Source organism: Rhodococcus sp. 06-221-2 (genome assembly GCF_002258365.1).
Taxonomy (GTDB): domain Bacteria; phylum Actinomycetota; class Actinomycetes; order Mycobacteriales; family Mycobacteriaceae; genus Rhodococcoides; species Rhodococcoides fascians.
This window is the reverse complement of record NZ_NOYJ01000033.1, coordinates 398,118-411,551: the sequence shown is the minus strand read 5'-3', so window position 1 is coordinate 411,551 and position 13,434 is coordinate 398,118. Positions and strand designations below refer to the sequence as shown.

The 13,434-nt window shown below is 64.3% G+C and carries 16 protein-coding genes; 8 read left to right on the top strand and 8 right to left on the bottom strand.

What is annotated here, in order from left to right; all coding sequences use genetic code 11:
- The first annotated feature begins 82 nt into the window (after positions 1-82).
- The 3 genes from CH281_RS21465 (at position 83) to CH281_RS21455 (ending at position 3,982) form a co-directional block, all read left to right on the top strand.
- Positions 83-1,198 carry a ferredoxin reductase gene (locus tag CH281_RS21465; protein ID WP_027496515.1) on the top strand — a complete coding sequence of 372 codons (1,116 nt, stop codon included), beginning with the start codon at positions 83-85 and terminating at the stop codon, positions 1,196-1,198.
- Between the two features lie 108 nt (positions 1,199-1,306).
- The gene (locus tag CH281_RS21460) at positions 1,307-2,602 is read left to right on the top strand and encodes a fatty acid desaturase family protein (protein ID WP_032366301.1); all 1,296 of its coding nucleotides are present in this window, start codon (positions 1,307-1,309) and stop codon (positions 2,600-2,602) included.
- 129 nt (positions 2,603-2,731) lie between these two features.
- Positions 2,732-3,982: a fatty acid desaturase family protein gene (locus CH281_RS21455; protein ID WP_032408110.1), complete on the top strand. Its 1,251-nt coding sequence runs from the start codon at positions 2,732-2,734 to the stop codon at positions 3,980-3,982.
- A 48-nt stretch (positions 3,983-4,030) separates the two neighbouring features.
- Here the strand turns inward: CH281_RS21455 and rsgA are convergent, their stop codons facing one another.
- The 3 genes from rsgA to ybaK are packed head-to-tail and all read right to left on the bottom strand — an operon-like array spanning position 4,031 to position 6,831.
- Positions 4,031-5,065, bottom strand: a complete 1,035-nt coding sequence (rsgA, locus tag CH281_RS21450) for a ribosome small subunit-dependent GTPase A (protein WP_027496518.1) — start codon at positions 5,063-5,065, stop codon at positions 4,031-4,033.
- Positions 5,017-6,333 (bottom strand): 3-phosphoshikimate 1-carboxyvinyltransferase, encoded by a 1,317-nt coding sequence (aroA, locus tag CH281_RS21445; protein WP_032408111.1) that lies wholly within the window; start codon positions 6,331-6,333, stop codon positions 5,017-5,019. Before aroA ends, rsgA begins: the two co-directional genes overlap by 49 nt.
- Before the next feature lie 6 nt (positions 6,334-6,339).
- Positions 6,340-6,831 (bottom strand): Cys-tRNA(Pro) deacylase, encoded by a 492-nt coding sequence (ybaK, locus tag CH281_RS21440; RefSeq protein ID WP_032408112.1) that lies wholly within the window; start codon positions 6,829-6,831, stop codon positions 6,340-6,342.
- 91 nt (positions 6,832-6,922) lie between these two features.
- On the opposite strand from ybaK, the gene CH281_RS21435 reads away from it, so the two are divergent.
- Positions 6,923-7,699 carry a sigma-70 family RNA polymerase sigma factor gene (locus tag CH281_RS21435; RefSeq protein ID WP_027496521.1) on the top strand — a complete coding sequence of 259 codons (777 nt, stop codon included), beginning with the start codon at positions 6,923-6,925 and terminating at the stop codon, positions 7,697-7,699.
- 44 nt (positions 7,700-7,743) lie between these two features.
- Entirely contained in the window at positions 7,744-8,031 is a 288-nt protein-coding gene (gene rsrA, locus CH281_RS21430; RefSeq protein WP_027496522.1) for a mycothiol system anti-sigma-R factor, read from the top strand.
- Positions 8,032-8,100: 69 nt separating this feature from the next.
- Here the strand turns inward: rsrA and CH281_RS27575 are convergent, their stop codons facing one another.
- Positions 8,101-8,175, bottom strand: coding sequence for a 50S ribosomal protein bL37 (locus CH281_RS27575; protein ID WP_370878772.1), 75 nt, complete (start codon positions 8,173-8,175; stop codon positions 8,101-8,103).
- 119 nt (positions 8,176-8,294) lie between these two features.
- Here CH281_RS27575 and CH281_RS21425 point away from each other — a divergent pair, with 119 nt between their 5' ends.
- The gene (locus tag CH281_RS21425) at positions 8,295-8,510 is read left to right on the top strand and encodes a biotin/lipoyl-binding carrier protein (protein ID WP_027496523.1); all 216 of its coding nucleotides are present in this window, start codon (positions 8,295-8,297) and stop codon (positions 8,508-8,510) included.
- Between the two features lie 21 nt (positions 8,511-8,531).
- Positions 8,532-10,010, top strand: a complete 1,479-nt coding sequence (locus tag CH281_RS21420; RefSeq protein WP_027496524.1) for a sensor histidine kinase — start codon at positions 8,532-8,534, stop codon at positions 10,008-10,010.
- 151 nt (positions 10,011-10,161) lie between these two features.
- Here CH281_RS21420 and CH281_RS21415 read toward each other — a convergent pair whose 3' ends face one another.
- Both CH281_RS21415 and CH281_RS21410 read right to left on the bottom strand, forming a co-directional pair.
- Positions 10,162-10,416 carry a WhiB family transcriptional regulator gene (locus CH281_RS21415; RefSeq protein ID WP_032366305.1) on the bottom strand — a complete coding sequence of 85 codons (255 nt, stop codon included), beginning with the start codon at positions 10,414-10,416 and terminating at the stop codon, positions 10,162-10,164.
- A 266-nt stretch (positions 10,417-10,682) separates the two neighbouring features.
- Positions 10,683-11,636, bottom strand: a complete 954-nt coding sequence (locus CH281_RS21410) for a diacylglycerol/lipid kinase family protein (protein WP_027496525.1) — start codon at positions 11,634-11,636, stop codon at positions 10,683-10,685.
- A gap of 124 nt (positions 11,637-11,760) precedes the next feature.
- Here CH281_RS21410 and CH281_RS21405 point away from each other — a divergent pair, with 124 nt between their 5' ends.
- Positions 11,761-12,192, top strand: coding sequence for a hypothetical protein (locus CH281_RS21405; RefSeq protein ID WP_032408113.1), 432 nt, complete (start codon positions 11,761-11,763; stop codon positions 12,190-12,192).
- Here the strand turns inward: CH281_RS21405 and CH281_RS21400 are convergent.
- Both CH281_RS21400 and CH281_RS21395 read right to left on the bottom strand, forming a co-directional pair.
- On the bottom strand, positions 12,189-12,665 hold the full coding sequence (locus tag CH281_RS21400) for a GNAT family N-acetyltransferase (RefSeq protein WP_032372690.1): 477 nt from the start codon (positions 12,663-12,665) through the stop codon (positions 12,189-12,191). The two genes, CH281_RS21405 and CH281_RS21400, sit on opposite strands and share 4 nt — an antisense overlap.
- The gene (locus CH281_RS21395) at positions 12,662-13,321 is read right to left on the bottom strand and encodes an acid phosphatase (protein WP_052060878.1); all 660 of its coding nucleotides are present in this window, start codon (positions 13,319-13,321) and stop codon (positions 12,662-12,664) included. Before CH281_RS21395 ends, CH281_RS21400 begins: the two co-directional genes overlap by 4 nt.
- Positions 13,322-13,434: the final 113 nt, after the last annotated feature.

The following is a 13,434-nucleotide window of genomic DNA, read 5'->3' as shown; positions in this document are numbered from 1 at the left end:
CCAGGGGACTCAACCTACGGTAGCGTAACCTCGATGCCCGCACGCGGTTCGGTACGACGATCGAGGGGATGGGGAACACCCGATGGATCTGAAGAAGTGGTTGGAGGCCCCGGTGGCCGGTGTCTCGGCACCCAAGCGGCCGAGGCTGAACATGCTGCGTGGTGCTTTCACCCGCATCACCACTCCCTTGCTGCCAGACGACTACTTGCACCTCGCCAACCCGTTGTGGTCGGCCCGTGAACTGCGCGGCCGCGTCGTACGCGTGGAGAAGGAAACCGCTACCGCGGTGACACTGGTGATCCAGCCCGGGTGGGGCTTCAATTTCGATTATCAGCCGGGTCAGTACATCGGAATCGGACTGCATCTCGGCGGTCGGTGGCACTGGCGCTCGTATTCACTGACCTCGCCGCCGAACTGGGAAGACAAGCTGATCTCCATCACCGTCAAGGCGATGCCCGAAGGGTTCCTGTCGTCACATCTGGTGGGCGGCGTGCCGCAGGGGACCATCGTGCGACTGGCGGCACCGAAGGGCAATTTCGCACTGCCCGTTCCGCCGCCCGCCAAGATTCTCTTCGTCACCGCAGGTAGCGGCATCACCCCGGTCATCTCGATGCTCAGAGCACTCGATCGCCACGGCGACATGCCCGATACCGTGCATATCCACTCGGCCCCCACCGAGGACGAGGTGATGTTCGCGGCCGAACTCGCAGCCCTCGAGAAGTCGCATCCCGAGTTCACCTCTCACGTGCAGCTGACGCGTTCCGATGGCAAGTTCGCTCTGTCCTCGCTCGACGAGCTGTACCCCGACTGGCGTACCCGCGACACCTGGGCCTGCGGTCCCGCGGCACTGCTCGAAGAAATCGAGAAGACGTGGAAGCGCGAGGGCATCGAGCACAAGCTGCACCTCGAGCGGTTCGAGATCTCACGCGCCGATACGTCCGGTTCGGGCGGAACCGTCACGTTCTCCAAGTCCGACAAGAAAGCGGCGGCGGACGGGGCGACCACACTGCTCGAAGCGGGCGAAAATGTGGGTGTTCGGATGCCGTTCGGCTGCCGTATGGGTATCTGCCAGACGTGTGTGGTGCCGTTGACCGCAGGGCATGTGATCGACCTGCGTTCCGGTAAGGAACACAGCGAGGGTGACCGCGTCCAGACGTGCATTTCCGCGGCCGCGGGCGACTGCACATTGGAACTGTAGGTCTGTTTTTCGCACACTGCCTTCTCAGGCTGCTGGGTTACGCTCACGTAGGTTGCCCACGCTGAACCCCGGTATTTCGGGCGCCGCACACAACTGTTGGAGGACCCGGTGGCCATCACCGACATCAAAGAGTTCGCTCACCTGACCGAAGAAGACATGGAAGCGTTCGGGCGCGAACTGGACGCTATTCGCCGCGACGTCGAGGACAGTCGCGGTGAACGCGATGCCGCATACATCCGCCGGACCATTCGAGCTCAGCGCATGCTCGAGCTCGGCGGACGCGCCGTGCTGCTCGGCAGCAAGTACCGGCCGGCATGGCTCGTGGGGACCGCGATGCTCAGCGTCGCGAAGATCATCGAGAACATGGAACTCGGCCACAACGTGATGCACGGCCAGTGGGATTGGATGAACGATCCGGAAATTCACTCCACCTCGTGGGAGTGGGACCAGACCGGACCGTCGGAGCAGTGGAAGCGGGCGCACAACTACTCGCACCACACGTACACCAACATCGTCGGAATGGACGACGACATCGGCTTCGGCATCCTGCGGATGACCCGCGACGAGCCGTGGAAGCCGATCAACCTCGTTCAGCCGCTCGCCAACGTCGTGCTGGCGACGACGTTCGAGTGGGGCATCGCATTGCACGACTACGACGCTCAGAAGCAGCTCGACGGGGAACACGAAAAAGGCCTCTTCAAGTCACCGGCGGCCCGCGCTTTCGCGCGCAAGATCGCCAAGCAGGTCGGCAAGGACTTCGTCCTGTTCCCGGCCCTGTCCGGCCCGGCGTGGAAGTCCACGTTGACCGCCAACGCCACGGCCAACCTGGTTCGAAACCTCTGGGCCTACGCCGTGATCTTCTGCGGTCACTTCCCCGACGGCGCCGAGAAGTTCACGATCGGTCAGTTCGAGAACGAGACCCGTCCCGAGTGGTACCTGCGGCAGATGCTCGGTAGTGCCAACTTCGAGGCCGGCCCCGTCATGGCGTTCATGAGCGGAAACCTCTGCTACCAGATCGAGCACCACATGTTCCCGGACCTGCCGAGCAATCGGTACTCGGAGATCGCCGAGAAGGTGCACGCGCTGTGCGACAAGTACGACCTGCCGTACACGACCGGGTCGCTCGGTAAGCAGTACCTGTTGGCACTGCGGACCATCCACAAGCTGTCGCTGCCCGACAAGTGGTTGCGCGCAACCTCGGACAACGCGCCCGAGACATCGTCGGAGCGGCGTTGGCGCGTCGGCGATTCGCCGACCGTGCACGCACTTCGGATCGACCCGCTCACCGGCCAGCGCCGTGGACTGCGCTCGGCGATGCAGGAGGCGCGAGGAGCTCTGCGCAACGCGAAGAAAGAAGCCAAACGACAGGCGAAGGCGCTCCGGCGATCGGACGTCACCGCCTGATTGTGAATCGTCACACAGATTCACGCCCGTAACCTACGCGACCGTAAGTTACGATACGGTAGGTGACGGAAATGCACACGGCTCACTACCGCACGCTGTGTGTTCACAACTGCCAGGAGGCTGTTTCCCATGGCGATTTCGGACATCAAGGAATACGCGCATCTGACCGACGCCGACATCGAAGCATTGGGCCACGAGCTCGATGCGATTCGGCGAGACATCGAGGCGTCCCGTGGTGAACGCGACGCCCGGTACGTGAAGAACACGATTCGGCTGCAACGCTCGCTCGACATCGGCGGACGTGCAGTCCTGTTCGCCAGTCGCCGCCGCCCGGCATGGCTGGTCGGTACCGCCATGCTCGGGGTCGCGAAGATCATCGAGAACATGGAGCTCGGCCACAACGTCATGCACGGCCAGTGGGACTGGATGAACGATCCGGAGATCCACTCCACCTCGTGGGAGTGGGACAACACGGGGCCCTCGGCGCACTGGAAGCAGACGCACAACTACATCCACCACAAGTACACCAACGTGTTGGGCATGGACGACGACGTGGGTTACGGCCTGCTGCGTGTCACCCGCGACCAGCGTTGGAAGCCGTTCAACATCGGCAACCCGGTCTACAACCTGTTGCTGCAGCTGTTCTTCGAGTACGGCGTGGCGCTGCAGCACCTGGAACTGGGCAAGGTGGCCAAGGGCCGCGTCCCACGTGAGGAATTCGAGCAGAAGCGTCGCGAGGTTCTCGAGAAGGTCGGCAAGCAGATCGGTAAGGACTACGTCCTGCATCCACTGCTCACCGGACCTGCCTGGAAGAGCACGCTGACGGCGAACATCGTCGCGAACATGATGCGCAACGTGTGGACCAACACCGTCATCTTCTGCGGGCACTTCCCCGACGGTGCCGAGAAGTTCACCAAGTCGGACATGGAAGGCGAAACGCAGGGGCAGTGGTACTTGCGTCAGATGCTGGGCAGCGCGAACTTCAACGCGGGTCCGGTCATGGAGTTCATGAGCGGCAATCTCTGCTACCAGATCGAGCATCACCTGTTCCCCGATCTACCCAGCAATCGTCTGCGGGAGATCAAGGTTCGGGTTCTCGAACTCGCGGAGAAGTACGACCTGCCGTACACGACCGGTTCGATCGTGCACCAGTACTTCCTGTCCTGGCGAACCATCGCCAAGCTGTCGCTTCCGAACAAGTACTTGAAGGCGACCAGCGACGACGCGCCGGAAACCGCGTCCGAGCGTAAATGGGAACAGGCGCCTGCAGGTCTGTTCGCCGTCGATCCCGACACCGGAAAGCGGCGTGGCCTTCGGACCGCGATCGCAGAAACCAAGAAGCGCAAGGGAATTCGCAGACTGGTCGGCAAAGCAGCCTGACCGCCTCCGATTCCGAGCAGCGAAGCCTGGTACAGACCCCGTGGGTCTCTACCAGGCTTCGTTCGTTCGAACCGCTTCCAGCAGGAGCCGTACGGCAGCCACCCGTCGTGCTGCATCCCCGGTGAGCGTGTCGAGAGCGCACTCGGGATCTGCCGGCGGACCCAGGTGAGTGCAGCCGCGGGGGCAGTCCTCGATGGTCTCGGCAAGGTCGGAGAATGCGGCCACGACGTTCTCCGGCGAGATGTGCGCCAATCCGAACGATCGGATGCCGGGAGTGTCGACCACCCATCCGCCGCCCGGTAGCGGCAGCGCCACCGACTGCGTCGACGTATGGCGGCCCTTGCCGACGCCCGAGACCACCCCGGTCGCGCGATAGGCGTCGGGCACCAGTCTGTTGACAAGCGTCGACTTGCCGACACCGGAGTGTCCGATTAGCGCGGTGACCTTGTTCGTCAGCATGGCGGTCAGTTCGGTCAGGTCCTCGGACTGGCCCGCCAGTACCACCGGGACGTCCAGATCTGCGAACGACGCGGTGAACTCGTCGGGTGCAGCGAGATCGCTCTTGGTCAGGCACAGCACCGGTTCGAGTCCGCCGACGTACGCTGCGACGAGAGCGCGCTCGACGAAGCCGGTGCGGGGAGGTGGATCGGCAAGCGCTGCGACGATCAGCAGTCGGTCGGCGTTGGCCACCACGACGCGTTCGAACGGGTCGGTGTCGTCCGCGGTGCGGCGCAGCACCGTTCGCCGCTCGGCCACGCGCACGATTCGGGCCAGAGTGTCGACCTTGCCCGACAGATCTCCGACGATACCGACTTCGTCGCCCACCACGATCGGAGTTCGCCCCAGCTCGCGGGCCCGCATCGTCACGACCGGCCGAGACGGGTCACCGTCGAGTACGCAGCCCCAGCGGCCGCGGTCCACGGACACCACCATGCCGGCTTCGGCGTCGTTGTGTTCGGGTCGAGTCTTGGTGCGCGGACGAGAACTCTTGCCCGGCCGGATGCGGACGTCGGACTCGTCGTAGCGGCGCGCGGTCAGGATCCGACCCCGCTGGGTGTGGAAGCGGACAACATCGTGTCCCACAGGTTCTCGAAGCCGGGGAGAGTCTTGGCAGTGGTGCCGATGTCGTCGACCTCGACGCCCGGGACGCGGAGCCCGACGATCGCGCCGGCAGTGGCCATGCGGTGGTCGGCGTAGGAGTGCCAGGTGCCGCCGTGCAGCGGTGCGGGATCGATGCGAATGCCGTCGTCGGTTTCGACCGCTCGCCCGCCGAGGCGCACTATCTCGGTCGTCAGTGCGGCCAGTCGGTCGGTCTCGTGACCGCGTAGGTGGGCGATGCCGCGCAGGATGGACGGCCCCTCGGCCAGGGTGGCGAGCGCTGCGACGGTGGGGGTCAGCTCGCCGACGTCGTGTAGATCGAAGTCGATGCCGCGCAACGTGTTCGGACCTTCGACGGTCAGCACCCCTGCGCGTAGTTCGACCACCGCGCCCATCTGCGTAAGGATCTCGCGGAACACATCGCCGGGTTGAGTCGTCGACTCAGGCCAATTCGGTACTCGCACAACACCTTCGGTGACAGCGGCGGCAGCGAGGAACGGGGTGGCGTTCGAGAGATCCGGCTCGATGCTCCAGTCGACGGGGGTGACCGAACCGGGATGCACGCGCCAGGTGTTCGCGTCTCCGCTCGATTCCGGGGTGTCGACTCGGACACCCGCACGGCGCAGCATCTCGACGGTCATGTCGATGTGCGGCATGGACGGGACGGGCTTACCGATGTGATGGATCTCGATTCCCTCGTCGAACGCCGCGGCCGAGAGCATCAGGCCCGAGACGAACTGCGACGACCCCGAGGCGTCGATTCCGACGGATCCACCACGCAGCGAACCGGTACCGCGCATCGTGAACGGCAGCGCGCTGCCGTCGACGTCGGCACCCACAGCGCGCAGTGCGTCGAGGATGGTGTCGAGCGGCCGGATGCGAGCCTGCTCGTCTCCGTCGAAGGACACCACGCCGTCGGCGAGCGCGGCCAGGGGCGGGACGAAACGCATGACCGTTCCGGCCAGGCCGCACTCGACGGATCCACCGTGCAGCGTTCCCGGCGTCACGCGGAGAGACGTCGGATCGTTGCGGTCGGCGGCCACCTGCACGCCCAGTGTCTCCAGAGCATGGATCATCAAGTCGGTGTCGCGGCTGCGAAGCGCGCCGGTGACGGTCGACGGGCCGGATGCGAGCGAGGCGATGATCAGCGCGCGATTGGTGATCGACTTCGATCCGGGCAGAGTGACTGTCGCGTCGATGGGTCCATCGGCGGCGGGGGCTGTCCAAGTGCTCACCGGTCCATCTTCGCTCATCGGCGGTCAGTGTGCGGCGATGGGCGCGGTGACGGCGCGCGTGAGGCGGATCAGATCGGCCGGAGCGAGTTCGATCTCCAGGCCACGGCGACCTCCGCTGCACAGCACACGGTCGAACTCGAGTGCCGAGTCGTCGATGACGGTGGGCAGGGATCTACGTTGGCCGAGCGGAGAAATTCCACCGAACACGTAGCCCGACGACCGTTCGGCGGCAGCTCTGTCGGCCATCGCGACCTTCCGCGTGTCCAGAGCGGCTGCTGCCGCTTTCAACGAGAGCAGTCCGGTGACGGGGACCACCGCGACGGCCAGCGAACGATCTGCGCGTTCGACGACCAGGGTCTTGAACACCTGCTCCGGGTGCACGCCGAGGCGCTCGCCCAGAATCTCGGCGGCCTCGCTGCCGAACGACTGCGTGCGCGGATCGTGCTCGTAGGTGTGCACGATATGCGCCACCTTCCGTGCGGTGAGCAGCGCAAGAGCGGGAGTCGACGCAGCCATTCGTCGGACTCTATCGACTGCGGCGGGAACACCGCGGCGCGCGGCAGTGTTGTGACAGGGCAGATACGGATGCAGGCGGAAGGAATGACGAATGGCAGTGCTGACCGCGGGACGTCCCTTGGCGATCAAGGGGGTGATCTCGTCGCAGAAGCCGACTTCGGGCGCGGTAGCCTGGGTGGTGGAAGCTACCGAAGGGATCAGCGTGACAGAAGCCAGGACTCCCACCGAAGCGGACGAGAAGGCGATCGCCGAGCAGCGGGCAGCCGAGACCGAGGCCCAGCTGACCGAACGCTTCGAGCGTGACGCGTTGCCGATGCTCGACCAGCTGTACGGTGCCGCGCTGCGGATGACGCGCAACCCCGCAGATGCCGAGGACCTGGTGCAGGAGACGTTCGTGAAGGCCTACTCGGCGTTCCGGTCGTTCCGTGAGGGCACGAACCTCAAGGCGTGGCTCTACCGAATCCTGACCAACACCTACATCAACTCCTATCGCAAGAAGCAGCGTCAGCCGGCGCAGTACCCGACCGACGAGATCAGTGACTGGCAGCTCGCCGCGACCGCTGAACACACGTCCACCGGCCTGCGCTCGGCCGAGGTCGAAGCGCTGGACGCACTGCCGGACGACGACATCAAGGCCGCTCTGCAGTCGTTGCCCGAGGAATTCCGGATGGCGGTGTACTACGCCGACGTCGAGGGTTTCCCGTACAAGGAAATCGCGGAGATCATGGGAACGCCCATCGGAACGGTGATGTCGCGCTTGCATCGTGGGCGTAAGCAACTTCGAGGTTTGCTGGCGGGTGTGGCCCGCGACCGTGGATTCAACCGGGACGGCGCAGTCGACCGGCACGAGCAGGAGGTAGTCCAGTGACGCGCACCGGTGATTCCGGCGATGACATCATCGGCGGCGGTTCTGTGGGCGACGGCGGAGCCGACGCCGAATTCGAGCGACTGGATTGCTCGGCCGTGATCGCGGACGTATGGATCATGTTGGACAACGAGTGCGACGAGGCCAGCAGGCAACGGTTGCAGAAGCACATCGACGAGTGCGGATCGTGCTTCGAGGCGTACGGCATCGAAGAGAAGGTCAAGCGGCTGATCTCCCGTAAATGTGGCGGAGATCAAGCGCCCGCCGGGCTCCGCGAGCGACTCAGCGTCGAAATCCGACGTACGGTGCTGACCCGTAGCGTCGACTCCGAATAGCCAGATCGTACCGACGACGAAGGGCCGAGAAGCAGTGCTTCTCGGCCCTTCGTGGCTGGTGGCAGAACGTCAGCTGTTGGGACGTTTGCCGTGGTTGGCCTTGTTGCCCTTACGAGCACGCTTCTTACGTCCACGCTTTCCCATGATGGGCTCCTCTCGTTTGTTCACTACAGTCTCCCACGTGTGATTGGCTTACTGTGACGGGCATGGTCTCCGGTGTGTGCCCGCCGCGGTTCGAGGTGTCGTGAGAGAGGGGTTCGCCGGTGTCCGAGGATGTTCGTGCGGAGATGGTGTCGACGGTGTTTCAGGTGGTCGTGGCCCGCGGTGATGCCGTCGAGGTCGGTGACACGTTGGTCGTGCTGGAGTCGATGAAGATGGAGATTCCCGTGCTCGCCGAGACCGCAGGAACCGTCACGTCCGTGGACGTCGCAGTGGGGGATGTCATTCAACAGGGCGATCTCATCGCTGTGGTGTCCTGACCGACGGCTGCGTGAGAACCCGTGTCGACCCTCAGTGACCTGCTGGCCGAACACACCGATCTGCCCGGTGCCGCGGTGGACCATCTGCAGCGCGTCGTAGGGGAGTGGCAGCTCCTGGCCGACCTGTCGTTCGCGGACGTGTTGCTCTGGGTCGGTACCGACGACGTCTCGGACGGGTCGGCGGACGTGCTGTGTGTCGCCCAGTGCAGACCCACCACCGCGCCGACGGTGTTCACCCACGACATCGTGGGGACGACGATCTCCGAGTCCGAGCACCCCGAAGTGCTCGTCGCGTTGCAACAGCGAAAGATCGTGCAGGGTGGTGTTCTGACCCGCAGCGAGAGCATTCCCGTGCGGTGTGGAGAGCACGTCATCGCCGTGCTGACCCGTGACACCAATCCGGCCCAGCTTCGTCCGCCGAGTGCGCTCGAGGTCGCGTATCGGGAATGCGCGGACGATCTGTGCCTGATGATCAGTGAGGGAACGTTTCCGACGCCGGAAGAGCGAACCGACGTCAACTCGTCGCCGCGGGCCGGCGACGGCTTCATCCGCATCGATACCGAGGGAAGGGTGGATTACGCGAGCCCCAATGCGCTGTCGGCGTACCACCGGATGGGTTTGACGACGGAACTGTCGGGCCGTGACCTCGCGTCGGTGACGCGGTCTCTGGTGACCGACCCGTTCGATTCGCAAGAAGTGGCCGACCATATCCGGTCGTCACTGTCCGGCAACGTCGGGCACCGAATGGAAGTGGACGCCCGCGGCGCGACGGTTCTGGTGCGCACGTTGGCACTGCAGCCGCACGGTCGATCCGCGGGCGCAGCCGTACTCGTCCGAGACGTCACCGAGGTGAAGCGCCGCGACCGTGCGCTGCTCAGCAAGGACGCGACGATTCGCGAAATCCACCATCGGGTGAAGAACAACCTGCAGACCGTGGCGGCTCTGCTGAGACTGCAGTCGCGTCGCCTCGAGAACGAGGAAGCTCGCACCGCGTTGTCCGAATCCGTTCGCCGCGTGACGTCCATCGCGCTGGTGCACGAGATGCTGTCGATGTCGGTCGACGAAGAAGTGGATCTCGACGAGATAGTCGACAGGTTGGTGCCGATCATGCTCGACATCGCCACCGTCAACCCTCGGGTGCGGGTGGTCCGAGACGGCCAACTCGGTGTCTTCTCCGCCGAGCGGGCGACACCGCTGGTGATGGTGTTGGCCGAGCTGGTGCAGAACGCGATGGAGCACGGGTTCGACGCCGGATCGGTCGGCGTGGTGCGCATCGGTGCCGATCGTTCGTCGAAATGGCTCGACGTCGTCATCCACGACGACGGTCGCGGATTGCCCGCAGGGTTCTCGTTGGAGCGTTCGGACGGACTGGGGCTGCAGATCGTACGCACTCTGGTGTCGGTCGAACTGAACGGTTCTCTGGGCCTGCATCCGGCTCCTGGAGGTGGCACCGACGCCATGCTGCGAGTGCCACTGGGCCGTCGGGTGCCGCGAGCCTGACGGGCCGCTCGTGAACAGTGCGTTACGAACCGGCCGCACTGTGACGTGAGGACGCCCGATCTGTGGAAGCGCCCGCTATGCAGCCCGACATGCAGAAGGCCCGGTATCCGCTGAGCGGATACCGGGCCTACCGAGTGTTGTGTGTCTGCGTCTAGACGGAGCTACGTGCGCGCGTACGTGCGTTGCGTCGCTTGAGTGCACGGCGCTCGTCTTCGCTCATTGCGCCCCATACTCCTGCGTCCTGGCCGGATTCGAGTGCCCAGGACAGGCATTCTGCGGTGACGGGGCACCGAGTACAGACGACTTTGGCATCGGCGATCTGCGCGAGCGCCGGACCACTGTTTCCCACCGGGAAAAATAGTTCCGGATCTTCATCGCGACAAATTGCCTTGTGGCGCCAGTCCATCCTCTGCTCCTTACCGGGCGCCGAAGCGCCGTTTCGTTTCTCTTCTGTTTCACGAGTGGGTAACCAATGTTTCCGCACTGTTGCTTGTGAATGCTTTCACGAACTCAGGTGAAGTCAAGGGATACGCGCGTGACCGTGGTCAAGCTCACTCTGTTAGGCTCGCTTTAGCCTTCTGCGCTCCTTTCTACCCCGACTCGGCAGATATTGCTCGTGATTTCGCAGGAAATTGCCCATCGAGCATCTTCGCGCGCAGGTCACAGTGGGTCTCACGTGACGGGCGCGACAACATCCAATGCGTCGGGAGTTGAGAAGAACTCCGCCTCGGTGCGTTCACCCAGATAGTCTCCGTCCATCTGCAGCCCCATCGGTTCTGCAGACGTGATTCGAACACTCGGGACGTCGTCGACTCGAATCAACTTGCGAGACTTCGGTTCTGCACCTTTGGCCAACAGCTGACGCGACACCCGCAGCGTGGGGAACAGTGCCGTCGAGCGCATCGCGAACACACCGAGACCCGAATCGAAAGCGGTCCCGGGATTGGTATGGACCGGACGATCGTTCAAGAAGGTCCACGGACTCGAGTTCGACACGAACGCATAGTGCACGTTCTCGAACGGATCCCGCCCGGGAACCTCCACCGTCAACTGCGCCGGACGACGCTTGTGCTTGAAGAACTCCTGCACCGAGAACCGGAGATAACGCGTCGCCGACACCGGCGTACCGTCCTTCCGGCTCGCATCGATGGCCCGACACACTTCCGCGTCCAAACCCATCCCGGCATTGAACGTGAACCACCGGTTGTCGCAATGCCCCAGACCGACCGTCCGCCGCGCCCGCGCGTCCAGCAGACCGATCAACTGATTCGTGGCCGCTACCGGATCCGCCTCGATTCCGAGAGAGCGCGCGAACACATTCGCACTACCACCGGGAACGACCGCAATAGGCGGAATCGCGCCGATCGTCACCGCCTGCATCGACGTCGGCAACGGAACCCCGAGCAGACCGTTGATGACCTCGTTCACCGTGCCGTCACCCCCGTGAACGATCACCAGGCCCACCCCGTCCTCACGGGCACCCCGAGCCAACTCCGACGCATGATCACGATGCGTCGTCTGCGCCACCGTCACCCGCAACCGACTCGACAATGCATGAGCCAACAGATCCCGAGCTGCAGCCGTCGTAGAAGTCGCATTGGGATTGACGATCAGCAGCGCACGCACAGGAACAAACACTAACCGGGTGGCTCGGCGGACTCCACCGGCACCACCCGGCTCGTTCCGCAGGCTCCACTCCCGGCCCAGGGTCGTCCCGCAGGCTCCACTCCCGGTTGCCTAGGCTGGTCCCGTGTCCACCCAACCCGAGAACCTCACCCCACCGGCCACTTTTCGATCCGCCGGGGTCCTCGTCGCAGCACAAGGTGCCGTCTCGCTGGTCGCGGCCTTCGTTCTCGTCGTGCGCGCGGTCTCCGGAGAGGGCGACAACGCTGTCGCCAACGGGTACGGCACGGCCGGGTGGTTCGGCGTGCTGGGCCTCGGGGTCGGGGCTGCAGGCGTCGCCCTGGTTCTCGGCAAACGGTGGGGGAGGGCACTGGCAACCGTCGTACAGCTACTGCTGCTTCCCGTCGTGTGGTCGCTGCTCACCGGTTCACATCAGACCGTCTACGGCATCGTTCTGGGAATCGTCGTGGTTGCCGTGCTGGTGCTGCTGTTCAGTCCACCCTCGTCGCAGTGGATGGCGGCCGAGTACAGCGACGTCGACGACGAACCGCGTCTCTAGGACGCTTTCGCTGCCAGGTCCCTCAGGGCACCGTCGGTCAATCGGAATGTGGTCCACTCGTCCTGAGCCTGCGCGCCCAACGCTCGGTAGAACCCGATCGACGGGGTGTTCCAGTCCAACACCGACCAGGTCAGCCGCGTGTAGCCGTTGGCTTCGCACTCGGCCGCCAACGCTGCCAGCAGTGCGGTTCCGAACCCATGGCCGCGTGCGTCCGGCTGCACGTAGAGGTCCTCCAGATAGATTCCGTTGACCCCGTCCCAGGTGGAGAAGTTCAAGAACCACAGCGCGCACCCCACCACCACGCCGTCGTGCTCGGCGACGTGCGCGAACACCGACGGATTCTCACCGAACAGAGCCGACCGAAGGTGGTCGTCTCGGACCGTGCACAACGAGGACGCCTTCTCGTACTCCGCCAGTTCGTGGACCAACCCGCAGATGGCGGATACATCGTCTTCGGTGGCGCGGCGGATCATCGTGGACCTCCGGCCGGGTCGGTGCCGATCGAGCGATCGGTGGCTGCAGAGAGAATCGAGGGGTGAACATTGTGGGCGATGAGCTGTCGAAAGGAGTGCTCGAAACCGAGCAGTGAGTAGGCGGCCGGGGACAATGCGAAGCGCTTCCCTTCGGTGATGGACGCTTCCGTCCAGCCGGCGATCAGTGCTCTCGAGAAATGGCCGTGTCCCACCAGCACCACGTCCCGGCCTTCGAGCAGTGGAAGAACAACGGACAACACCAGTTCGACGCGAACAGCGATGTCACCGATCGACTCTCCGCCCGGGCACGGGTGCGTCCAGACGGTCCAGTGCGGCACTGTCTCGTGGATCTCCGACGACGTGATGCCCTCGTAGTCGCCGTAGTCCCACTCCGACAGCGCATCCCATGTTCGATCGACCTCGAGCCCCGCGAGATCGGCTGTTCGACGGGCCCGTTCGCGCGGGCTGCTGATGACCACCGGGTCGCGCAAATTCAGCAGAGTCAGCAGTGAGCCGGCCTCGACTGCCTGCTGCTCACCGTGCGCGGTGAGTGGAACATCGGTGTTTCCGGTGTGCTTACCCGCGAGGGCCCATTCGGTTTCCCCGTGACGGAGTAGAACGACTCGGCCGGCCTCGACGGCTCCGTGGTTGGTCATGCACACGATCATGCCTGCCGGTCGGGTGTGGGCTTCGTCATACCGAACCGGTGGATGTGTCCGAAAACGCGATTGAGTCCAGACCTACCGGACGGTTATTCTCTTCTGGATCT

Excerpts from the sequence above, each read along its gene's own strand:
- CH281_RS21465 (WP_027496515.1), top strand. The coding sequence starts at position 83 with ATGGATCTGAAGAAGTGGTTGGAGGCCCCGGTGGCCGGTGTCTCGGCA.
- CH281_RS21455 (WP_032408110.1), top strand. The coding sequence starts at position 2,732 with ATGGCGATTTCGGACATCAAGGAATACGCGCATCTGACCGACGCCGAC.
- aroA (WP_032408111.1), bottom strand. The coding sequence starts at position 6,333 with ATGAGCGAAGATGGACCGGTGAGCACTTGGACAGCCCCCGCCGCCGAT.
- ybaK (WP_032408112.1), bottom strand. The coding sequence starts at position 6,831 with ATGGCTGCGTCGACTCCCGCTCTTGCGCTGCTCACCGCACGGAAGGTG.
- CH281_RS21435 (WP_027496521.1), top strand. The coding sequence starts at position 6,923 with ATGGCAGTGCTGACCGCGGGACGTCCCTTGGCGATCAAGGGGGTGATC.
- CH281_RS21415 (WP_032366305.1), bottom strand. The coding sequence starts at position 10,416 with ATGGACTGGCGCCACAAGGCAATTTGTCGCGATGAAGATCCGGAACTA.
- CH281_RS21400 (WP_032372690.1), bottom strand. The coding sequence starts at position 12,665 with ATGATCCGCCGCGCCACCGAAGACGATGTATCCGCCATCTGCGGGTTG.
- CH281_RS21395 (WP_052060878.1), bottom strand. The coding sequence starts at position 13,321 with ATGACCAACCACGGAGCCGTCGAGGCCGGCCGAGTCGTTCTACTCCGT.